Raw genomic sequence first — 19,592 nt, 5'->3', positions numbered from 1 at the left:
CAGCTAAACTGCGCCTCGCGCAGCTAGACACCCAGAGTTATTTTTAGGTAGTGCAACAAAGCAAAGCCGAGATACGAACTTATCCGTCACCACATCGCTTTGCGCTTTATCGCTACTGTTATAGAGATGCAATTGATTATCTTCAACGAAATAAAATCCCAATTGGTTTAATCGTGCCGCCCATCGGTATCCCGATGCTAAATCACATTTTATATAAGCACTTAACTCTCGATATTGCATTTGCTGATCACCGCCCCACAGCAACTGATAAGGCAAATTTGCACGCTGTAAAGCCCCTTGCCAAAATCGTGATAAGCGCTGATTTCTATCTTTACAAAATACCTTTCCATGTGGATTCCAAAGGCTCAAGATAGCGCCCCGTGTATCAAAGCGGACTGGCTGTATTGGTTGAAAATATACTTGTAAATAAAGCTGCCACAGGTTTGGTTCAATTTTCATGTTTTACTGCTTGTTTGATTGTATTGACTAGTTACCAAGATGGGCTCATGGCTGCAGGTTTGGCTGCTCCACGTAATCGGCCTATACATCTTATCAATAACTAAAAATTATCACTTAACCAATACAGCAACTCGCTTTTGCTCGTTCTCCGTGAAGGTTTGTTTGAGTAGTGACTCGACTTTTTCTTTTGCGATTTGGCTATCACCAAGCTCGGCTAAAATATTTTGCTTTTGCAGCATAAAGCTCTGTAGTTTTTGCTGCCAATGCTGTTGTTGCTTCTGGACTTCAAGTATACGCGTTGCGGCTTCATCGCCGTACTCAGCGCTTAGTTCGTTATAGTGTTTTTGCTGCCAATTTGCGTTTAGGGTGTGTAACTGGGCTGAGGTTTGAAATAACACTTGTTCACGCTTTGGAAGCCCACTGATATGCGTCTCAATTAATTGCTGCTTTTGCGATTCAGATATAGATGCGTCTGACAAAATTTGCCATCGGGTCAAAGCTTGCGTATCCCACGCATTATCATCTTCAAACCAAACTGCAATCACTTCATCCGTAAAAAATTGCCGCTGCAGCGCATGTAGCAGTTCAACACGTTCTTGTAGATTAAGATGTGTGTCCACATCAATTAAAGCCTGCTTAAATTGCACGTAGAGACCTGTAACTTCGTGAAGGCATTGTGGTAATAATTCCAGATAAGCTTGCCACTGCTCGGCTTGGTTATGGTTTTGTAGCTCAAAAAGCCAATCGTCGATTTGGTACTTATGCTGTTTATTAATGGTCTCACAATGTGCGCTTACAGATGCATTCCTTGTGGGTTGTGGGACCTTATGGGCATCATTTTGCTGTTCAGATAACACCGCTAACCGGGGAACATGACGCGGCGTCTCTTGCTGTTCACTCTCAATATAAACCAGCGACAGCATAGTCAAAATGATTAACAAAAGGCCCCACTTTTTCATAGCGCCAAACCTTTTAAGCGGCGAATATGCTGGCGATAAACGGTTAATGGGTCTGTTTCGAACAAGTGATGAATACCAATGGTGTGGTTTACCTGATCTAAATGATTCATTTTGAATTGGTTATTGATCACCTGACCTAAATTACTAGAACAAGCTGATACTAGGCCGTCGTTGGCCTCATCAAAAACTTGAGAGAACAGTGCAAGTGCGTTGTCAGCGGGGTCAAATACGTTGGTCCATGCTTTGCTGCCACTCCATGAGAAATAATGCACACCATTGCTCGCTAGACTTTGCGTTTCGCCACAATAATGACTTGGCACACCCTCTGGGTATTTTTGGTTAAATGCTAATGTGCCAGCCGTGGTCAAAGCACCTAGTGCTTCGAGTGCATCTTTTGGTGCGGTTGCTTTACCAGATAACAAATCAATCAACCCCGCAAGGCCGTTAGCAAGCGACGCTAAAAACTGCTCCGAAAATGAGCCACTGTCTACTCCACCGCGAACAACATCTGCAAAACGACTCCCCCAGTTTACGCCACCAATACTAGTCGCTGAGGCCACCCACTCAGGTTTAACTGAGGCGACGTAGCGAATTGTTTGCGCGCCTTGGCTGTGGCCAATCAAATTAACTTTGTCTTTACCCGTTAATGCTCGAACCAACGCAACTTGCTCTAGTAATTGCTCACCACGCAATTCTGAATTATGGGCTGATGATACTTCTGCAACATAAACCTGCCCACCTTCATCATGGATCACCTGTGGTACGCGATAAAAATAATCTACTCCGAGCAGATTATCAAAACCAAACAGACCGTGAACTAATACCACGGGATACTCTAACTCCTCACCGCTGTGGGCGGGAGAGGTAACGATCGATAGCAACCCAAGCAGGGCGCTGAGAATAAACCTTTTCATGTACTTGCTCCAATTATTACAATTTAGTAACAAATAAACTTTAGATTACAATGGTCAGAGGTCAAGCCAGAATAGTGTAAAAAATGAAATTTTGATGAATGTTACGTAAACAAAAGTAAATAATGGCAGTGTAAGTTAGTACCTAGGCCCAGAGGTTAGCACGCACAGAGTACCCCAAAAGAAGCCAAAATACGGCTCCTTTTGCGAATTTCTAAAAATTAGGATCAATCGAGGGGAAGGTCTACAAGCAGTCAGCGTGAGGATAAGTTGTGAGTTCACCTAAATGCACTTGGTAACTATTGCCGGTAATTGCTGTGGTACCGTAATGTCCGGCATCAGAACCAATAGTAAACGCCTCAGAAGCTGGGATCCCCGCTTTGATAAAGGCTTCAGCATCTGTTTTGGCATTACCATAAGCACGAACGACATCAATGCCCTGCGCCTTTAAGCGATTAATCTCCGCAGTTTTATATTCTGCCGTTTTAAACAGGCTGGTTTCATTGCTAAGTGATGTGCGTAGAAAGCCTTGCGGTAAGCCCATCCAATTTAACCATCCGCGCGTCCCTTTGGCATACCAATACACTCTGGCTGTTAAGAATACGGGTTGATAGCCCAAATCAAGATAGTGGCGAACTAAATCATAGGCGCCATCTTTGGGGTCAGCATGATCTATTCCGGTATAGTCGCCAATTTGCTCGGCATCGGATTCGGTTAATGTACCATCGATGTCAAACAGGACCGCTTGAGTACCTGGCTCAACGACCGTGACATAACCTTGTGCACCGGAGCCGTCAGCTGGTACGCCTGCGTATATACGATACTGACCTGCCGATAATTCAGGCAAGGTGATAAACGCCTTACCATCGCCATTGGTGGTTTGCTCACCAAGATACTGCCAATTTGTGTCCGACTCAGCACGGTAGTAAAACTCCACCGACTCGAATTCCAAGTCTTTATGAGTGATGCTACCGTAGTCAAATTTAGCAGTGATCTGAGTTGCAGCACCGGCAGCGGTTACTTGATCGTGTACCATATGGTAACTCGGCAGCCAAGATAAGTATTTGTTAAATGAGCTAGAAAAGCTACGCTTGACCATATTAGGTGCTGCATAATGGGTTTCTAATGCGGTAATACTTGGGCAAGTAGGGGTTGCCAGCGAAGAAAAAGAAGCGAATAACGCTGCTGTTAAAATAGAATGTCTCATGCACGACTCCGTGTTTATTATTGTCATAACGAATACGTCACCCAAGCAAATAATCGACTTACGTAGGTAACAAAGAGCAAGGCACAACTGGGTTGGCCTTGTCATAAAACGCTAGAGCATAAACTCGAAATGTGTCAAATTTGTTAACTTAAATAATTTATTTAACATTCCATAGATGTTCTACCATCTCTTGTGTACTAACTTCCATGCAACCTTGGCGGTTAACCCCAGCCCAAAGCGGGCTAAAATCGCCACTTCCTTGCTTTTCAGCAGCAGCGCGCAATGGCGTCAAAGCAGCTGATGCGTATGGAAAAGTCGGTACATCTTCATTAATGAAATTAAGATCTATCATTAAGCGATTTTCAATCCCACGCGCAGGGCGACCAGAAAACACATTGGTCACGGCAGACGGTTCAGCCAGTGATTTAAGTGCATCACGATGTACCAAAGAGGTGCTTGCTTCATCACATAGTAAGAAGCATGTGCCTATTTGTGTTCCACAGGCACCCAATTCGTGCATCATAGTGACATCATGATGAGAAGCAATACCACCTGCAGCTACTACAGGAACCGATAGCGCATCAGCGAGGATGGTGACCAATTGACGAGTATGTAGCTGAGACTCAAGAGTTGCCTTTGTAAAGGTTGCTCTATGTCCGCCCGCTTCAATCCCTTGTGCTATCACGATGTCTGCACCATTTTCAGCTAACCATATCCCCTCTTCTAAGGTCGTTGCTGAAGATAAAATAATCGTCCCCCACGACTTTACCAACTCGACCAATTCGGCATCTGGAAGACCAAAATGAAAACTGATCGCGGGAGGTTTATAAGGGGCAATGGCCTCAGCCATTTCCCTATCAAATGGGCGTCTTAAGATCCCCATGTCATCGCTAGGTGTTAACTCCAGCTCATCGTAATATGAAGCCAGCTTTTTCTTCCACTTATCTTGCTGATAAGGGTCAAGTTCCGGCATTTCATGGCAAAAAAAGTTAAGGTTGTATGGGCCAGAAGCATGCGCTTTAAAATGCTCGATTTCAGCAACGATCTGCTCCTTACTCAGCATCCCACAAGGGATTGAGCCGAGTATTCCGGCATTTGTCGCTGCGGCCGCTAAGCGCCAATTTTGCACGCCCGCCATTGGCGCTTGGATCATAGGAATGGAGATATTGAGTAATGTGGTAAGCTGCATCACAAGGTCCTTGTTTTAGGCAAAACGACATAAAGCCGAAGGTGCTTTCAGTGTGGGGAAGAAGCGCTTAACGGTCAATGATTGTTTGCTTTATAAAGCAAACTTTCTCTTGCCAAAACAACCATGTTTGAAATAGTGTTTCTATAACAATACAAGGACGCCGTGATGAATATCTCTCTAAGAGCCATTGATAAACACAACTACGAAGCCATTTGCGATTTAGATGTCAGCCCTGAGCAGCAAGATTTGGTAGCCTGCAACATGTTTTCCATCGTGGAATCAACATTTAATGATGGCTATACCACACGCGCAATTTATCAAGATGATGAAGCTGTTGGGATGCTAATGTGGGTACAAGAGAGTATAGAGCGCATCTCCATTTGGCGCTTTATGGTTGATCAACAATTTCAGCAACAAGGGATTGGGCGTAAAGCGCTCACCCTCGCACTCGAAGAAATCAAGCTGACACCAAACCTTACCACCATAGAAATCTGTTATGTACCGAGCAACCCCGTTGCAAAATCGTTTTACGCGAGCTTTGGCTTTCAAGAAATTGGAATCAATGAAGACGATGGTGAGATGCTAGCGGTGATCAAGCTACCTCTATAATAAGTTGTAATTTATGGTAATTTGCGCAAATGAAACATTAGGTTAAACTCACTTAAAAATGTAAGTTGGCCAATTAAAGGAATTACCATGCACGAGCATACTAAACGCATTTGTGATTTTCTCACCGAAATCCAGCTACCTTTTCGATTTCATGAAGTCGAGGAAAATACGTTTTTACCGGGTCTGAAAACGGTAATGGGGACACTTTATATTGATAATGAGAAATTGCTATATCCTGGCGATATATTGCACGAAGCTGGTCATATTGCCGTATGTGAGCCGATATTCCGCGACCAACTTCATGAAGACGTGTATAAAAATGGCCTAAAAAATGGCAGAGAGAAGCAAGCCATGCAAGGGGAAGAAATGGCCGCCATTGCATGGTCGATTGCTGCCATTCAATATATTGGCTTGCCTCTAGAGGTTGTATTACATAAAGATGGCTATAAAGGCGCCAGCAATAGCTTCGTAAGTGCTTTTAAGGAAGGGAAAGGGTTCGGCTACCCATTACTCAATGCATGGGATATGACTTGCCCAGAACAAGGCTTTCCTAAAATGCAGAAATGGATCCGCGAGCTTCGTTGGATCAATGAATTAAGTTAATCCCTTCACTATCTAAACCTTAAGCTCCCTAGCAGCTCGAAATAAAAAAAGCCCGACTACAAAGTCGAGCTTGGGGAGGCGTGGCGCTTTGGATTGCCACTTGCTTACTGATTAAATTCTTTCTCAGACAGTTTGCCATCTCCGTCGCTGTCTAGCTTATCAAAGATTGAAGCAAGAGATTCTGACAGTGATGCTTCGCTTTTAGAGATAAAACCGTCTTTATCTAAATCAAAATCGTTAAATTCTGCTGCCATTGCTGAGCCGGCAAAAAGTACTGTGGCGGCTGTAATTGCTGTTGCTAACTTTTTCATTGTGACCTCCTAGCCTTTAAAGTTAGAGAATTCAGAAGCGCTTAGCTGACCATTTTTGTCTGCATCTAGCTTCTCGAACTGACCGAGTAGTGTTGATGATACTGATGCTTCTTGCTGGCTGATCTGCCCGTCTTTATCCTTGTCTACATCTTGAAATGACAAGGTTGCTGCCAGTGCCATCGTACTCACCAATACACCTATGGTCGTTGCACATACCGTTCTAAGTTTCATAGCCATTCTCCTCACTATGCCCGTCTCTCATTGCGGCTCTAGTCGCAAATTAACCTTTAAAGTTAGAGAACTCAGTTTCGTTTAGTTCTCCGTCAGCGTTTACATCTAAGTCTTTAAACTGCTCGATAAGCGCTGTATTTACTTTTGCTTCGCTCATACTAATAGCACCGTTGCCATCTGTGTCATAGCTTGCGAAATCTTCACCAGCAATAGTATTTGCTGAAGCCAATGTTAGACCTGTGATTGATAGTGCGATAAGTACATTTTTCATCATTCTGCTCCTAAAATTTCCTAAATATGATTTGCTTTTGGACGGCTTGATTAGCCTTGGTAATTTGCGAATTCAGACTCGCTCAACTCACCGTCGGCATTGCTGTCTAGTTGTGTAAATTGCTCTGCAAGCGACTGATTTACTTTTGCCTCAGTCATGCTGATGGTGCCGTTACCGTCAGTATCATATTTAGTGAAATCTTCACCAGCTAATGCAGAAGCTGAAGCGAATGTTAAACCTGCAATCGAAAGTGCTGCTAATACGTTTTTCATGATAGTCCAATCCTTCTGTCGTTTTCGTAATGGTGTTAAAGGCAGTGGGCGCTATGCCCACCTAGCGATTAACCTTCGTAGTTCGCGTACTCAGATTTGCTTAGCTCGCCATCGGCGTTCGCGTCTAAGTCTGCAAACTGCTCAGTTAACGAAGTGCTTACGCTTGCTTCAGTAACGCTGATTGAACCGTTGCCATCAGTATCTAGTTTTTCGAAATCGCCACCAGCAAATGCTGATGCTGAAACCATTGATAAACCTGCGATTGATAGTGCTGCTAATACGTTTTTCATAATCTAATCCTTCAATTGTGTCATTTTGTTCTGATGAGCTAGGCATGCGACCCAGCTCTTTAACTCATTATAAAATCCAGTGCCAAATTAGCCTTCGTAATTTGCGTATTCTGACTTGCTTAGTTCGCCATCGGCATTAGCGTCTAAATCCGCGAACTGCTCACTCAATGACGCGCTTACGCTCGCTTCTGTTACACTGATTGAACCGTTGCCATCAGTATCCAATTTTGCGAAGTCATCACCAGCGAGTGCTGACGCTGAAACTATTGATAAACCTGCGATTGATAGTGCTGCTAATACATTTTTCATAATCTTTTCCTTAAATTGGGGTATATTTAAAACTTTGCTATTATGTCGTCGGCTCGTGCTTAGCCTTCAAAGTTATCAAACTCAGACTGGCTTAATTGACCGTCTTGGTCGGCGTCAAGGTCTTTAAACTGCGCCATCAAATTTGGATTTGCTTTTGATTCGCCTAGTGAGATGTAGCCATCTCCATCAACATCGTATTTATCAAACTCAGAGTTTGCGTGAGCACCTACTGATGCGAAAGAAAGTACAGCTGCTGATAGTGCGATTGCTAAAGTTTTCATAATCAGTTCCTCTCATATTTCTAAACTTGTCGTTTCTGCTTCTCTACGTTGGTTTGTGTTGAAGCGAATGTTTTTTGCTTTCGAGATAACTATTCCAACTTTGATGCCAAAGTTTAAAAGCAATTAAGAATCAATAGGTTAAAAGTAAAGGTAGATTTTCATTAAGGGCGGATTCAGTGAGATTGTTGCCATTTAGCAACAGGTGACTTTGAGATAAAATAAAAACATATTTATTTTCAATAAGTTAAGATGTCGCATAAAAGCAACACCATAAAAAATTAGGATGTAAGTGCAGCCCAAAGCGGTTAAGTTTCATGCGATAATCATTCACATTCGGTATTGAGTAGAGCCGTCAGAAAAAATTTTTATAAAAATATCGAAAATTTTTTCTTATATTTTCTAAGAAACCAGAAAACAAATAAAAACAGTTAAAAATCAATAGATTAAAACTAAAGCCCATCTTGAAATAATTGCTATAAAAGTGACTGAGTGGGCGGGAAACTGACGAAAAACACAAGTATTTTAAAAAAATAGTAGAGAAAAGAGAGGAGTGTTGCTAAAAAGCAACACCCGCTAGATTGGTGTTAGATTACGAAGCGGTACCCAACCTTGCAGCGCTGACTTTTTACTTGAGCACCACACCCAACCATTGAGTTGGTTATGCCCTAATAAGTGTTCACCATGAACTACCGATAGTTCCTGAGCGGTATAGTCCACTAATGCGATACCTTGTTTGGGATTGACTAAGCGAAACACTTGAGCAGGTACCCAACCAGACACTTGCTCCTCAGTTTCACAGAAAAACCAATTGTCCCACCCCTCTTCGCCCTCATATTCTTCACCAACGGTCAATCTGGCGCCTTGTTTAAACGTGATGGGGGTCGGAAACTCATTGATATGTTCCTTGATTACTTGATATTCGATATCTAACTGCTTATTTTCCAAGTTTTAACTCCATATAGACAGACAGCGGATCCGACTTGTGATCACCAAATTCTTTTCTTTCGATAAAACCAAACTGCGCATATAACCTGAGGGCTTCTGGTTGTTTAACTCCGGTTTCTAACCGTATCAGTGGATATTGACGATTATCTGCAAAAGCGATTAACTCGGACAAGATTGCTTTTGATAAACCAAGACCGCGATGATTTGGCTTTACATACAGTCTTTTCAACTCACCATAGAGACAATCATGATGCTTTTCGACGATTGCGCCGCAAGCAATGATCTCGTCATGCTGGACAATGCCAATAAAATGCGCAGTAGGTGAACATAACTCTTGCAATACCGATAGCTGGTTGCTTTCAGCAGGATATAGCGAATTCATCAGCGCATCGATTTCTGCTATTAATGTATCAAGTGATGGAACACTCGCATCAAGTGCAACGATTTGCATTTATCATTTCCTTGATTTTCGGTATTAATTAACCTGAGCTGCGGATAATTAATGCCTTTCTAGCAGCCAGCTTTAGCGCTAACTGCGTTGAATTCACTTCCAATAGCCAGCTATTGGTGCGTAAATTCGTCTAGTTATCCCTAAAACTCTCTGGCTAGATAAGGGGATAATTTAATGTGTGTTTAAAAACAATTAGTTAGTTCATTCCTTATCCAAACCTCAGGTTAATTAACTAGAGCCGGGGATTAAGCTGAACACCCAAGTGTAACTATTACTAAAAGTACCAAAGTTTGGTAAAGCTCAGCTTCTCACTCAGTTAGCCTTAATGTACATCAGCCATTAGACTGGCGTTTTAACTCTTCTAGCATACGCTCATCGCCCATCAAGTTTTTGAGGATGGCTTTAACCTTAGGGTCTGATGCATTTTCGTAGAGAGACAGCAAATCCTGAGCGATCCTTTGTTGCTGCTTTGGATCAGCGCCTGACTGGAAGTACTGTGACATCAATCCTTCTGCTGCGAGACTTTTCACGTAATCATTAGGCTCTTGCTCTAGCATTTTCACAAACGATTGTGACAAACGCTCATCAACGATAGGTGTACGCGACACAAGCTCAAGCGCCTGTAGCCTCAACTTTTCATCACTCATGTTGTGCGTCATATTGAGGATAGATTCTACTGCTTGATAATCATATTGCTCTAACTCATTGCGATTTAGCATAAACATGTTCATTTGCAGCTGACTCATTGCAGCTAAACGCTCCGCCGCCGGTAAACTGTTATTTAGAATTTTCTGTTTTAAATCGTTGCTGATTTGACTTGCGTACTCAGGATCAGTTTTGATCCGCATTTCGTAGTCTTCGGGTAAGTCTTCATAAAAGCCATAAATCGGGTTTTCTGCTTTCATCTCGTCGATTTTCTGCTGTTCACGCTTTTCTATCAAAGAGAAGATTAAAGACTCAAACTCATCCGGCGCCTGCTCAGAGAGTAAATCTGACTTTTCCATCGACAACGCCTGTAACCTCGTTTCAAGTTTATTGATCCGAGCCATTAACTTAGCAACTTGTTCAGACTCGTCAGTTGAAATCTGAGTGCCCTGCGTATACTCAGTTGCATTATAGTGAGGCTGTTGAGTAGGACTCTGATACACGTGCGTTGCCACCGGAGAGGTTGCTAATTTGGTTTGAATGACATTAAACCCAGAAAAAGCCAATGCAAGAGCTGAGCATGAAAGCGCTATATTGAGTTTAAGATTAGACATGAAAGAGTTACCCTTATAAAAAGTAGCAATGTAATAGATCTGCAAGACAAATACTGTAAATGATTGTACTGTAAATTGATACAGCAAGAGGCAATTACGCAGATAATTATTACACTTTGCATAAGGTGAAAAACGAGCCTCTAAACAGCTTGCCATAATTGCCAACAAGGAAGACTGTGAATAATATACTGCAAACCGTCCACTATAAACCTATCACATTGCTTTTGCTTGGCATTGCGACCGTGACGTCTTTGCTTGGCAGCAGCCTACTTTGGCAAAGTCACCAAGCCTTATTTCAATGGGTTTTACCATCAGTCTCACTACTTCTTGTGTTGCGATTAGGGTGGCATGTTCGTAAAACCAGCTTGGCTACTAGTCCCAGTACTTTACACAAAGACATAAAACTCTGTTGGATAGCCCTGCTCTTATGTACTGGCGGAGATATCGTCAACTTCAATCTCTTTGAGCTTTATCATCGTCAAGATCAAACCATAAAGCATGACTACTTGATCGACTCTATTTGGTTTTTTGCCTTTGGTTATGGGCTTTTACTCGGACTGCTTATTCGGTTTTTAAGGCGAGAATTTGCATTAACATTAGCAACCGCGACCGTATTGGTTGTGGTGTCTATTGCGTTATCGTCGCTTAGCTATCAAATGATGTACCTACCCACGATAAGCCAATACTCCCTGCTGTTGAGCGCAAGTTATAGCTTATTAGTGACCTTGCTCGGTGTTTTTGGTTTTTGGCTTATGATTCAAAACCTTAAACTCAACGAAAAAACCAACTACGCAGTTGCCAGCGGCTTTATTCTAGCAATGCTAGCGGATGCTATTATCGGTCAATTTTGGCTGTTCGCAAACCAAGGGGATGGCTACTTTCCTATTGCAAGGCACGTTAATTGGGTCATCTATATTGGCTCGCAAACGCTACTATTATTGTTTCCTGTTGCCATGATAAAAACTAATGTTGCGAGGTGTAAAGCATAGGCAATAAAAAGGCCGAGCTATGTCGGCCTTAACTATTTATGCGCTATATCGATAAGCGGCTTATCTTTTAACAATCGCATTGTGGTAAACGTTTTGTACGTCATCCACATCTTCAAGCATATTGATTAGCTTTTCGAATGTCTCGATTGCTTCTGGATCTTCAATTTCTACGTGAGTTTGCGGCACCCAAGTGATTTCGTCTACCTCAAACGTGATCCCCTCAAACGCTTCTGTCAGTGCAGTTTTCGCCTTGAAGTATTCAGTGTGAGGTGCGAAAACAGAAACTTGGCCGTCTTCAACTTCTACGTCAGTAACATCAACATCAGCCATCATTAGCGCTTCCAAAACTGACTCGTCGTCATCACCTGCAAATCCTAAGATTGCAAAGTGGTCAAACATATGCGCCACACAACCTGGGTTACCTAAGTTTGAACCAGTTTTGGTAAACGGTAAGCGAACATCTTTGATAGTACGGTTCATGTTGTCTGTTAAACAGTCAACGATGATCATGCTGTTGCCTGGACCGTAACCCTCGTAACGCGCTGGCGTGTAATCTTCACCTGCACCGCCTGCCGCTTTTTCGATTGCTTTATCAATAACGTGTGCAGGAACTTGATCTTTCTTTGCCTTGTCGATTAAACGACGTAGTGACAAGTTCGTTTCAGGATCTGCGCCGCCATTTTTAGCAACAACGTAAATCTCTTTTCCGTATTTTGAGTTTACTTTTGTTTTTGCCGCCGCCGTTTTTGCCATGGCGTTTTTGCGGACTTCAAATGCTCTGCCCATCTTAATGCTCGTTTTTATAAAAATTGGCGAAGATTTTACCAAGACATTTGAGTTACGGCTATACCCTTATTATCCGTGATGATAATTTGCTTTACGTCGCACGATTATATGCTTGTTTTGCGGCTATTTTGTGGCGGACCTAAGCAACTTTACTATAGTTAATATTGTTAAAATTTACCGCTACGGGTGGCTTATATATGATCACGTTTGGCTTGGGAAAAGCAAAAAAGCAAGATGGACAAGATACAGCGCTATTTCAACACTTTAAGGCAACTACGCCTTACTTAGAAGTGGATTATCAAACAGATATTTTTCAGGTTAGTCCAGCCTTTACCCGCTTACTCGGATACCCAGTTACCCACGAGCTGAAATCTCTCGCTTTTATATGTCACACCTCAACCGATGCCGCTGCACTTAAGCGTGGGCTCGCTCAGCTTGAGCACCAAGCACATGTAAAGATAGCGCTCTCTCTCAATACTGCGAATGACCACAAACCGAAGAAGTTGTTACTAGAGCTATCACGTACTCAAGAAGGCAGAATTTTAGTTATTGCGACTGACATTAGTGATTACCTCACAACCATTGCCAACATGAGTGCAAATTTACAAGCTTTATCAGCGTCCTTTGCGATTATCGAGTTCGACATGCACGGTAAAGTGCTAAGCGCGAATGACAACTTTTTGTCTGTTATGGGTTACAGCCTAGAGGAAATACAAGGCAAGCATCACAGTCTGTTTGTTAAGGATGACTACGCAGCCAGTGAGGAGTATAAAGCATTTTGGCAACGCCTAAACAATGGCGAATTTTTTGAAGGTGAATTCGCAAGGCAAACAAAATCAAGTAAAACGATATGGATCCAAGCCACTTATAATCCAATTTTTGATGAACAGAATAGGCCTATCAAAGTCGTAAAATATGCCTCAGATATCACCGCTCAAAAATCAAAAGCCGCTGACTTTCAAGGTCAAGTTAATGCCATCAAACAAACTCAAGCCGTTATTGAGTTTGACCCTTACGGGAATATAAAGACTGCAAACACGCTATTTTTAAATGCGGTTGGTTACACATTAAGTGAAATACAGGGTCAACATCATCGACTCTTTGTGGCACGAGAAGACGCTGAGAGCAGCGAATATCAAGACTTTTGGCACGCTTTACGACAAGGAAAGCATCAATCAGGTGAGTTTAAACGCCTAACCAAATCAGGAAACACTCTGTGGATCCAAGCAACCTATACTCCCATCTATGACGAAAATGGCCAGTTGGGCAAAATCGTCAAATATGCCTCGGATATTACTCAAGCAAAACTGGCGTCTTTCGACTTTGCTGGACAACTCAAAGCCATCAATCGCTCGCAAGCCGTTATCGAGTTTGATTTGCAAGGTAATATTTTAAAAGCAAATGAAAACTTCCTGTCTGTCATGGGCTATAAGAAAGAAGAAATCATTGGCAAGCATCACAGCATGTTCGTCGACAGCTTTTACGCGCAAAGCAGTGAATACAAAGCATTCTGGCAGCGTTTAAAACAGGGCCAATTTGAATCCGGAGAGTTTCACCGTTTAGGCAAAGGTGGTAAAGCAATCTGGATTAGTGCCACCTACAACCCCATTTTAGACGAGCAAGGCAAGCCAATAAAAGTTGTTAAGTTCGCAACGGACATTACCGAGCAAAAGGCCATTGCTGCTGATTTTGATGGTCAGCTTCAAGCCATTCGTAAATCACAAGCCGTCATTGAGTTTGCAATGGACGGTATTATTTTATGGGCCAATGAGTCATTCCTAGATACGATGGGGTACTCACTTGACGAAATCAAAGGTAAACATCACCGTATTTTTGCCACACACGAACAAGCCACTAGCTCTGAATACCAGCAATTTTGGCAAAAGCTCAACCGAGGTGAATTCGACTCAGGACAATACTTAAGATTGGCAAAACAAGGTCGAGAGGTATGGATCCAAGCGTCTTATAACCCTATCCTCGATCAACAAGGCCGTCCCTTTAAAGTCGTTAAATATGCAACGGATATCACAGAACAAAAACAAGCGGTTGAACATATTAAAGATGCTATCTTGGCAATGGAGCAAGGTGATTTAAGGCATAGGATCACCCACCACATAGGTGGCGAGTTCTCGGTGCTACAACAAGCAATGAACGGCTTATTCGATAAATTAAGCAACTTAGTTAACACCATAAACAACGGTGCAGAGCAAGTGTTTGATGTGGCTAAACAAATCGCGAATAACAACGAAGAACTCAATAGCCGCATTGAAAATCAAGCGGCGAGCTTAGAAGAAACCGCCGCTACTATGGAAGAGCTTACCGCTACGGTTAAAAAGAATGCGAGTAGCGCAAGCAATGCCGCAGAGAAAGCGACTATTGTTAGAGAAAAAGCACACTCAGGTAAAGCATCGATTGATGATGCCATTACCGCAGTGGGTAAAATCGAATCTTACAGCACGAAAATCTCTGACATTATTAGTGTCATTGACGAAATAGCTTTCCAAACCAACCTCTTAGCACTCAATGCTTCCGTTGAAGCAGCGCGGGCTGGTGAGGCTGGACGCGGATTTGCCGTGGTTGCCGGAGAGGTGAGAAACCTTGCTCAACGTAGCGCATCAGCGGCGCGTGAAATCAAAGCATTGATCAAAAATAGCGTTGATGCGGTGGCGCAAGGCAGCAAACTTGTATACGAGTCAGGCACGACTTTCGATGAGCTAATGCAATCAATTGCCGAGGTGAGCAAAATGGTGGCAGACATAGATAACGCTGGGAAAGAGCAAGCTGAAGGGATAGCTGCGGTTTCCACCACCATCGCGCAAATGGATAATATTACTCAGCAGAACGTTACTCTGGTTGAAACAACATCTCGTTCAGGTAGAAATATGGAAAATCAAGCCAAACTACTTACCGATCAAGTTGCATTTTTTCAACTAGATGAATAGTTAAGGGCGCGCACTATCTATACAACCACATACAAGTAATTTACTGTAATACCCGTTGTACCTTTAATGCATCGGGTATGTTATGCTCGTCCGGCTGGCTAATCTTCCTTTTGTTTATCGTTTTACCCATTTGGACTGTTTTATTAGGCAAAAGGAAAAATGATGATAAGTCCAGTTACACCAAGCGATTACCAGGAATTACTGGCTGTTTGGGAAGACTCTGTGCGAGCCACTCATGATTTTATCACTGAGGTGGATATCGCTTATTTTAAACCTATTATTATTGAACAGGCGTTTCCAAACGTTACGCTGCACTGTGTAAAAGATAGCGACGCGGATATTGTCGGTTTTATTGGTGTACATGACCGAAAGATCGAGATGTTGTTTGTACTCGCAAAAAGCAGAGGACAAGGTGTCGGTACTGAGCTGCTTCACTTTGCGCTTGAAACACAAAATGTGCAGTTTGTTGATGTCAATGAGCAAAACCCAGAAGCCGTCGGCTTTTATGAAGCAAAAGGTTTTAAGGTATATGAACGCTCACCAACTGACGATATGGGAAAACCTTTTCCAATCCTGCGAATGCGACTTATAGAATCTAATTAATTCATATATTTTAAGCTCAACAGGGGCTAATCGTGTTGAGCTTTACTTACCTCGAAATAAACTACTTAACGGTGAAAAACATGTGGTACGTCAAGTAACGTCAGCATTTCTCCCTCGGGTAAACACTCTTGGTTAATATACTGAGTGAGTTTGGGGTCACGCTCACAAAATAATATATCAAGTGCCAACCTATTTTTGCCATAAATACCGCGATGTATCATATTGGCTGAGAAAGCGAGAAGATCACCCGCTTTCAGTGGAATAGTTTTACCTTCTAACAGACTTTCATGATTATGATGCCCTGATTGCTCTAACCTCACATTTAACTCTTGAACTGTGTCCCAACGCTTGTGGGTACCTGGTATCAATTCTATTCCGGGCTCATCTTCCAGTGCTAACCGAAAGTGAACCACTTCGGGCCCCGACAACAACGCTTGTTTTTGCTCTTCGAGGGTTAAATGGTATTGCGGATCTCGGTGCCAATAATTGAGTTGAGTAGCGTTCACTGGGTTAAAAAATAGCTGAGTATTCATGAACCTAAACTCACCAGAAAATATGGATGCGGCTAGAGACACCAGAGGAGTAGAGGCAATGAATTGAAAAAGGACAAGCCTTTGCTGTTCGCCTAGGTACTTTGGTGCAGTAAGATAGGCAGAATTTACTGCTCTGTTTTGATAAAAGTCATTATTGTCAGCCCGCCACGCATGATGAAACGCTAAAACGACTTGCTTTATTTTGTTAAGTTCGCCGGACGGTATAAAATTGTGTTTTATAACGTAGCCACACTCGTCAAATTCATGGGCTGATTTTACCATCACATATTGACCTCTGACATTGTCGGAAAATTCCAGTAAATAAATTAACCCCCGTGCGGCTTTATAAAAGCTAAGAGGCATTTAGCCCAATCAGAGTGCATATTTATCACCTCTTATCAGTGGCTTAAAAATAGTCGTTCTTTTTCATACCAATTCGCTCAGACAAGCGCACCTTTAGGCCATTCAAAGCGAACTGGTATTATTTACCTGAACTTCAGGTCATTGACTTTTACAGTCATAGAGCATCTAAAATAACTTCTGCTTTACTGACTTCAAATTGCTTAGGTTGTTCTACGTTGAGTGTTGTCACGACGCCGTCTTCAATAATCATAGCGTAACGCTGCGAACGTACACCGCCAAATGAACCGGTATCCATTTCAAGCCCTAGCGCTTTGGTAAAGCTCGCATCGCCGTCTCCAAGCATCATAATTGCTTCTGCATTTTGTGCATCACCCCAAGCTTTCATTACAAAAGCATCGTTTACCGATATACATGCGATGATATCAACACCTTTTTGAGCAAGTTTATCTGCATTCACGACAAAACCGGGTAAATGAGACGCAGAGCAAGTCGGTGTGAAGGCACCTGGAACCGCAAAAAGCACTACTTTCTTACCAGCGAACAACGCTGTCACTTCGTGATTAACCATGCCGTCTGAAGTAAGTTCGCTCAACTCGGCTTGTGGTAATTTTTGTCCAGCTTCAATCATTGTTTAAATCCTTCATCTAAGGGCTAATTGCCTTGAGTTTGTTATATAACCTGAGCTTGGGATAGCTAATTTCTTATCCAAACCTGTGGTTATGATAGTCGAGAAATTGTGACTCATGACTACATTTCGATTCGTTTTATATCTACTTGTGGGATTTCGTAACCGGTAAATAGCAGCCACTGTTTTTCTGCTATATATACAAGCCCGCGACTTCGGCTAAAGCTACGTTCTGGAACTCGGATAATATCTTTATGCGCTTTACTGGCAAAGTCAAAATAACTAATGCGGAAGTCTCCACGACGAACATACAAATAGTAAAGTCCCGCATCGGACACGGACCAGCTTGCGCTCGAAGCCAAGTGTGCATTTTCAAATAACAGCGTGTTGACCCCAGTTGCCAGATCGATACGCCACATTTCTTGTGTCTCGCTTTTATATACGTACAACAACCCTTCATGTTCAAGTGCGGTGGTGCCAGTAGTTAACTTCACTGGAGCGGTTTTTGAATCAAGAAAAATGCGAAATACATTATTGTCATCAGAAATATAAATTGAGCTACCGTCGTGAGACCAACTGGGTTTACCGTGATACTTTAGCCCAGTTTTGAGTTGCGTTACTTGTTTTGTGGCCATATCCAAAAGTTGAAGTTGGCTTCCTTGATGTGACTTTGTGGTAAAAATCACTTTAGTGCCATCAGGTGACCATACAGGGTGCATTGCTTGTAACCCAAGCTCTGTCAGTTGTATTCGTTTATCACCTTCCAAATTAGACACCCAAACTTCATCAAACCCTGATTGGTTAGACACAAAGAGTAAACGCTCCGACACAGGTGAATAGCTGGGATAACGGAAACTAGTTTGTGATTGTAGTAATGGAAAGGGTGAACTGGTGACCTGCGCGTTAAGGTCAAGTTTCATAATAGAAGTATTAATGTTCCAGTCATGAAAATATAAACGCCCTGATTGACTAAAGCTTGGGTAACTTAACCCATCAAACGGCAATGTCCCCAATACTTTACCTTCAAGTGAAAGTTTATACGCGCGACGTGCGCCATGTTCAATCATTGATACAACCAAATAATCATCATTGGGATGCCAACTCACGCCTCGCAGGTCATCATGTCCACTTAATATTTTAACTTCTTTCCCGGTATCCAGATTTTTCAAATAGAGATTTTCAAGTCCGTTCGGCAAGTTGCGACTAATCGCGATTTGCTTGGCATCGGGAGAAAGCGCAATACTTTCAAGCCCACTCCCGTCACAATCTAGCTCACAGCCTAACTCTGTCGCTGTTTTATCGTTTAAATTTAGCAAGGTTACTTTTGGAGGATCCATAGGGCTTTGCTTTGCGATAAATCCAAGGAGGTTTTTTTCAGCTGAATAGCTTAAGGTAGTGGTCGTATCTGCAATACAGCTAGCTATATCTGATTGTGTTTTGGTCACTATATCCAGTGACTTAATCGTACATGCTTCTGAGCGCTTCTCTATATAAAAGAGCGTGCGATTATCTCGCCCCCACACGGATACCGACACATTTCCAGGGCCATCGACTAATACTTCAAGAGGTTCATCAGGACGTTTTAGATTTTTTAAATATAGTCCTGCATGACTGCCAAACTTTCGCCAAGCAAACGCTAGGTACTGCTCATTCGGGGAAACACTAGGAAAAAGCTCACGTCCAGGATAATCCGTCACGCCTTCGAGTTGATGACTTGACTGTTCAACTAAGAAGTATATAAAAACACTCAGTAGAATGAATAATGTAGCGACTCCCCCTGCCACTTTGAGCTTAAAAGGCAAATTTTGCTCGCCTGGCTTACTGGGAGTAGCCTGGATATCGACGAAGGTTGGCTGTGCTTTTAGTCTATATCCAGACTTTCTTATGGTTTCGATCACCTCAAAATCAGCGGTGCTGCTTTCTTCCTCGTTACTTGCAAGTAGGGTTTTAAAAGTTTTGCGAAGATGCCAAATTGCATTAGTTAGCGCTTTCTCTCCAACAAATAGGTTCCCCCCCCAAACCTGCTCAATGATTTCTTCTCGAGTAACCACGCTTGGGTAAGCAAGCGCCAATACTGTCAACACTTCGATAAATTTAGGTTGGACACAACACTCCTGCCCGGCATTGGACAAAATATGCCCAACCGGATCAATATTGACATCTAATAACTGATAAGTCGCACTGTGCTGCATTT

Annotated in this window: 24 protein-coding genes; 5 read left to right on the top strand and 19 right to left on the bottom strand. The window is 42.6% G+C overall.

Annotated elements, in window-relative coordinates; translation table 11 throughout:
* Positions 1 to 3: 3 nt before the first annotated feature.
* The 5 genes from EXT47_RS21670 to EXT47_RS21650 form a co-directional block, all read right to left on the bottom strand.
* A complete protein-coding gene (locus EXT47_RS21670; RefSeq protein WP_039496286.1) occupies positions 4 to 459 on the bottom strand; it encodes a hypothetical protein in 456 nt (151 codons plus the stop codon).
* 110 nt (positions 460 to 569) lie between these two features.
* Positions 570 to 1,418: a lipase secretion chaperone gene (locus EXT47_RS21665; RefSeq protein ID WP_039496284.1), complete on the bottom strand. Its 849-nt coding sequence runs from the start codon at positions 1,416 to 1,418 to the stop codon at positions 570 to 572.
* Positions 1,415 to 2,332, bottom strand: a complete 918-nt coding sequence (locus tag EXT47_RS21660; RefSeq protein WP_039496282.1) for a triacylglycerol lipase — start codon at positions 2,330 to 2,332, stop codon at positions 1,415 to 1,417. The genes EXT47_RS21665 and EXT47_RS21660 overlap by 4 nt, the downstream gene beginning before the upstream one ends.
* Before the next feature lie 241 nt (positions 2,333 to 2,573).
* A complete protein-coding gene (locus EXT47_RS21655) occupies positions 2,574 to 3,536 on the bottom strand; it encodes a phosphatidylinositol transfer protein (RefSeq protein ID WP_039496280.1) in 963 nt (320 codons plus the stop codon).
* Positions 3,537 to 3,693: 157 nt separating this feature from the next.
* A complete protein-coding gene (locus tag EXT47_RS21650) occupies positions 3,694 to 4,725 on the bottom strand; it encodes a nitronate monooxygenase family protein (protein ID WP_039496279.1) in 1,032 nt (343 codons plus the stop codon).
* A 165-nt stretch (positions 4,726 to 4,890) separates the two neighbouring features.
* On the opposite strand from EXT47_RS21650, the gene EXT47_RS21645 reads away from it, so the two are divergent.
* Complete coding sequence (locus EXT47_RS21645) at positions 4,891 to 5,334, top strand: GNAT family N-acetyltransferase (RefSeq protein WP_039496277.1); 444 nt, start codon at positions 4,891 to 4,893, stop codon at positions 5,332 to 5,334.
* Between the two features lie 87 nt (positions 5,335 to 5,421).
* The gene (locus tag EXT47_RS21640) at positions 5,422 to 5,937 is read left to right on the top strand and encodes a hypothetical protein (protein WP_039496275.1); all 516 of its coding nucleotides are present in this window, start codon (positions 5,422 to 5,424) and stop codon (positions 5,935 to 5,937) included.
* A 104-nt stretch (positions 5,938 to 6,041) separates the two neighbouring features.
* Here EXT47_RS21640 and EXT47_RS21635 read toward each other — a convergent pair whose 3' ends face one another.
* The 10 genes from EXT47_RS21635 to EXT47_RS21590 all read right to left on the bottom strand — a co-directional run bounded on the left by EXT47_RS21635 (position 6,042) and on the right by EXT47_RS21590 (position 10,557).
* Positions 6,042 to 6,248 (bottom strand): EF-hand domain-containing protein, encoded by a 207-nt coding sequence (locus EXT47_RS21635; RefSeq protein WP_010375685.1) that lies wholly within the window; start codon positions 6,246 to 6,248, stop codon positions 6,042 to 6,044.
* Between the two features lie 9 nt (positions 6,249 to 6,257).
* Positions 6,258 to 6,479, bottom strand: coding sequence for a crotonobetainyl-CoA--carnitine CoA-transferase (locus EXT47_RS21630; RefSeq protein ID WP_010375684.1), 222 nt, complete (start codon positions 6,477 to 6,479; stop codon positions 6,258 to 6,260).
* Positions 6,480 to 6,528: 49 nt separating this feature from the next.
* On the bottom strand, positions 6,529 to 6,750 hold the full coding sequence (locus EXT47_RS21625) for an EF-hand domain-containing protein (RefSeq protein WP_010375683.1): 222 nt from the start codon (positions 6,748 to 6,750) through the stop codon (positions 6,529 to 6,531).
* 50 nt (positions 6,751 to 6,800) lie between these two features.
* Positions 6,801 to 7,022 (bottom strand): calmodulin, encoded by a 222-nt coding sequence (locus EXT47_RS21620; protein ID WP_017218753.1) that lies wholly within the window; start codon positions 7,020 to 7,022, stop codon positions 6,801 to 6,803.
* 68 nt (positions 7,023 to 7,090) lie between these two features.
* A complete protein-coding gene (locus EXT47_RS21615) occupies positions 7,091 to 7,312 on the bottom strand; it encodes an EF-hand domain-containing protein (RefSeq protein WP_017218754.1) in 222 nt (73 codons plus the stop codon).
* Positions 7,313 to 7,399: 87 nt separating this feature from the next.
* Positions 7,400 to 7,621 carry an EF-hand domain-containing protein gene (locus tag EXT47_RS21610; RefSeq protein WP_039496274.1) on the bottom strand — a complete coding sequence of 74 codons (222 nt, stop codon included), beginning with the start codon at positions 7,619 to 7,621 and terminating at the stop codon, positions 7,400 to 7,402.
* A gap of 59 nt (positions 7,622 to 7,680) precedes the next feature.
* Positions 7,681 to 7,902: a calmodulin gene (locus EXT47_RS21605; RefSeq protein ID WP_010375679.1), complete on the bottom strand. Its 222-nt coding sequence runs from the start codon at positions 7,900 to 7,902 to the stop codon at positions 7,681 to 7,683.
* A gap of 573 nt (positions 7,903 to 8,475) precedes the next feature.
* Entirely contained in the window at positions 8,476 to 8,847 is a 372-nt protein-coding gene (locus EXT47_RS21600; RefSeq protein WP_039496272.1) for an SH3 domain-containing protein, read from the bottom strand.
* Positions 8,837 to 9,298, bottom strand: a complete 462-nt coding sequence (locus EXT47_RS21595) for a GNAT family N-acetyltransferase (RefSeq protein WP_039496270.1) — start codon at positions 9,296 to 9,298, stop codon at positions 8,837 to 8,839. Before EXT47_RS21595 ends, EXT47_RS21600 begins: the two co-directional genes overlap by 11 nt.
* Positions 9,299 to 9,630: 332 nt before the next feature.
* Positions 9,631 to 10,557: a hypothetical protein gene (locus tag EXT47_RS21590; protein ID WP_130127568.1), complete on the bottom strand. Its 927-nt coding sequence runs from the start codon at positions 10,555 to 10,557 to the stop codon at positions 9,631 to 9,633.
* A gap of 176 nt (positions 10,558 to 10,733) precedes the next feature.
* On the opposite strand from EXT47_RS21590, the gene EXT47_RS21585 reads away from it, so the two are divergent.
* A complete protein-coding gene (locus EXT47_RS21585) occupies positions 10,734 to 11,546 on the top strand; it encodes a hypothetical protein (protein ID WP_130127567.1) in 813 nt (270 codons plus the stop codon).
* Positions 11,547 to 11,606: 60 nt separating this feature from the next.
* Here EXT47_RS21585 and EXT47_RS21580 read toward each other — a convergent pair whose 3' ends face one another.
* On the bottom strand, positions 11,607 to 12,332 hold the full coding sequence (locus tag EXT47_RS21580) for a YebC/PmpR family DNA-binding transcriptional regulator (protein ID WP_010375669.1): 726 nt from the start codon (positions 12,330 to 12,332) through the stop codon (positions 11,607 to 11,609).
* Between the two features lie 197 nt (positions 12,333 to 12,529).
* Here EXT47_RS21580 and EXT47_RS21575 point away from each other — a divergent pair, with 197 nt between their 5' ends.
* Complete coding sequence (locus tag EXT47_RS21575; protein WP_130127566.1) at positions 12,530 to 15,274, top strand: methyl-accepting chemotaxis protein; 2,745 nt, start codon at positions 12,530 to 12,532, stop codon at positions 15,272 to 15,274.
* Between the two features lie 162 nt (positions 15,275 to 15,436).
* On the top strand, positions 15,437 to 15,877 hold the full coding sequence (locus EXT47_RS21570; protein ID WP_130127592.1) for a GNAT family N-acetyltransferase: 441 nt from the start codon (positions 15,437 to 15,439) through the stop codon (positions 15,875 to 15,877).
* A 65-nt stretch (positions 15,878 to 15,942) separates the two neighbouring features.
* On the opposite strand, the gene EXT47_RS21565 is transcribed toward EXT47_RS21570, so the two are convergent.
* The 3 genes from EXT47_RS21565 to EXT47_RS21555 form a co-directional block, all read right to left on the bottom strand.
* A complete protein-coding gene (locus EXT47_RS21565) occupies positions 15,943 to 16,692 on the bottom strand; it encodes a phytanoyl-CoA dioxygenase family protein (protein ID WP_226899056.1) in 750 nt (249 codons plus the stop codon).
* A 235-nt stretch (positions 16,693 to 16,927) separates the two neighbouring features.
* Positions 16,928 to 17,401 carry a peroxiredoxin gene (locus tag EXT47_RS21560; protein ID WP_039496262.1) on the bottom strand — a complete coding sequence of 158 codons (474 nt, stop codon included), beginning with the start codon at positions 17,399 to 17,401 and terminating at the stop codon, positions 16,928 to 16,930.
* A gap of 119 nt (positions 17,402 to 17,520) precedes the next feature.
* Complete coding sequence (locus EXT47_RS21555) at positions 17,521 to 19,590, bottom strand: winged helix-turn-helix domain-containing protein (protein ID WP_130127564.1); 2,070 nt, start codon at positions 19,588 to 19,590, stop codon at positions 17,521 to 17,523.
* Positions 19,591 to 19,592 lie beyond the last annotated feature (2 nt).

It is taken from the genome of Pseudoalteromonas sp. CO342X, assembly GCF_004208915.1.
Taxonomy (GTDB): domain Bacteria; phylum Pseudomonadota; class Gammaproteobacteria; order Enterobacterales; family Alteromonadaceae; genus Pseudoalteromonas; species Pseudoalteromonas maricaloris.
The sequence above is the reverse complement of the archived record's forward strand: the minus strand, read 5'-3'. Positions and strand labels throughout refer to the sequence as shown.

Bases quoted from the DNA above. Each gene is read 5' to 3' on its own strand.
- EXT47_RS21670 (WP_039496286.1), bottom strand. From the start codon at position 459: ATGAAAATTGAACCAAACCTGTGGCAGCTTTATTTACAAGTATATTTT.
- EXT47_RS21665 (WP_039496284.1), bottom strand. From the start codon at position 1,418: ATGAAAAAGTGGGGCCTTTTGTTAATCATTTTGACTATGCTGTCGCTG.
- EXT47_RS21660 (WP_039496282.1), bottom strand. From the start codon at position 2,332: ATGAAAAGGTTTATTCTCAGCGCCCTGCTTGGGTTGCTATCGATCGTT.
- EXT47_RS21655 (WP_039496280.1), bottom strand. From the start codon at position 3,536: ATGAGACATTCTATTTTAACAGCAGCGTTATTCGCTTCTTTTTCTTCG.
- EXT47_RS21650 (WP_039496279.1), bottom strand. From the start codon at position 4,725: ATGCAGCTTACCACATTACTCAATATCTCCATTCCTATGATCCAAGCG.
- EXT47_RS21645 (WP_039496277.1), top strand. From the start codon at position 4,891: ATGAATATCTCTCTAAGAGCCATTGATAAACACAACTACGAAGCCATT.
- EXT47_RS21640 (WP_039496275.1), top strand. From the start codon at position 5,422: ATGCACGAGCATACTAAACGCATTTGTGATTTTCTCACCGAAATCCAG.
- EXT47_RS21635 (WP_010375685.1), bottom strand. From the start codon at position 6,248: ATGAAAAAGTTAGCAACAGCAATTACAGCCGCCACAGTACTTTTTGCC.
- EXT47_RS21630 (WP_010375684.1), bottom strand. From the start codon at position 6,479: ATGAAACTTAGAACGGTATGTGCAACGACCATAGGTGTATTGGTGAGT.
- EXT47_RS21625 (WP_010375683.1), bottom strand. From the start codon at position 6,750: ATGAAAAATGTACTTATCGCACTATCAATCACAGGTCTAACATTGGCT.
- EXT47_RS21620 (WP_017218753.1), bottom strand. From the start codon at position 7,022: ATGAAAAACGTATTAGCAGCACTTTCGATTGCAGGTTTAACATTCGCT.
- EXT47_RS21615 (WP_017218754.1), bottom strand. From the start codon at position 7,312: ATGAAAAACGTATTAGCAGCACTATCAATCGCAGGTTTATCAATGGTT.
- EXT47_RS21610 (WP_039496274.1), bottom strand. From the start codon at position 7,621: ATGAAAAATGTATTAGCAGCACTATCAATCGCAGGTTTATCAATAGTT.
- EXT47_RS21605 (WP_010375679.1), bottom strand. From the start codon at position 7,902: ATGAAAACTTTAGCAATCGCACTATCAGCAGCTGTACTTTCTTTCGCA.
- EXT47_RS21595 (WP_039496270.1), bottom strand. From the start codon at position 9,298: ATGCAAATCGTTGCACTTGATGCGAGTGTTCCATCACTTGATACATTA.
- EXT47_RS21590 (WP_130127568.1), bottom strand. From the start codon at position 10,557: ATGTCTAATCTTAAACTCAATATAGCGCTTTCATGCTCAGCTCTTGCA.
- EXT47_RS21580 (WP_010375669.1), bottom strand. From the start codon at position 12,332: ATGGGCAGAGCATTTGAAGTCCGCAAAAACGCCATGGCAAAAACGGCG.
- EXT47_RS21575 (WP_130127566.1), top strand. From the start codon at position 12,530: ATGATCACGTTTGGCTTGGGAAAAGCAAAAAAGCAAGATGGACAAGAT.
- EXT47_RS21570 (WP_130127592.1), top strand. From the start codon at position 15,437: ATGATAAGTCCAGTTACACCAAGCGATTACCAGGAATTACTGGCTGTT.
- EXT47_RS21565 (WP_226899056.1), bottom strand. From the start codon at position 16,692: ATGGTAAAATCAGCCCATGAATTTGACGAGTGTGGCTACGTTATAAAA.
- EXT47_RS21560 (WP_039496262.1), bottom strand. From the start codon at position 17,401: ATGATTGAAGCTGGACAAAAATTACCACAAGCCGAGTTGAGCGAACTT.
- EXT47_RS21555 (WP_130127564.1), bottom strand. From the start codon at position 19,590: ATGCAGCACAGTGCGACTTATCAGTTATTAGATGTCAATATTGATCCG.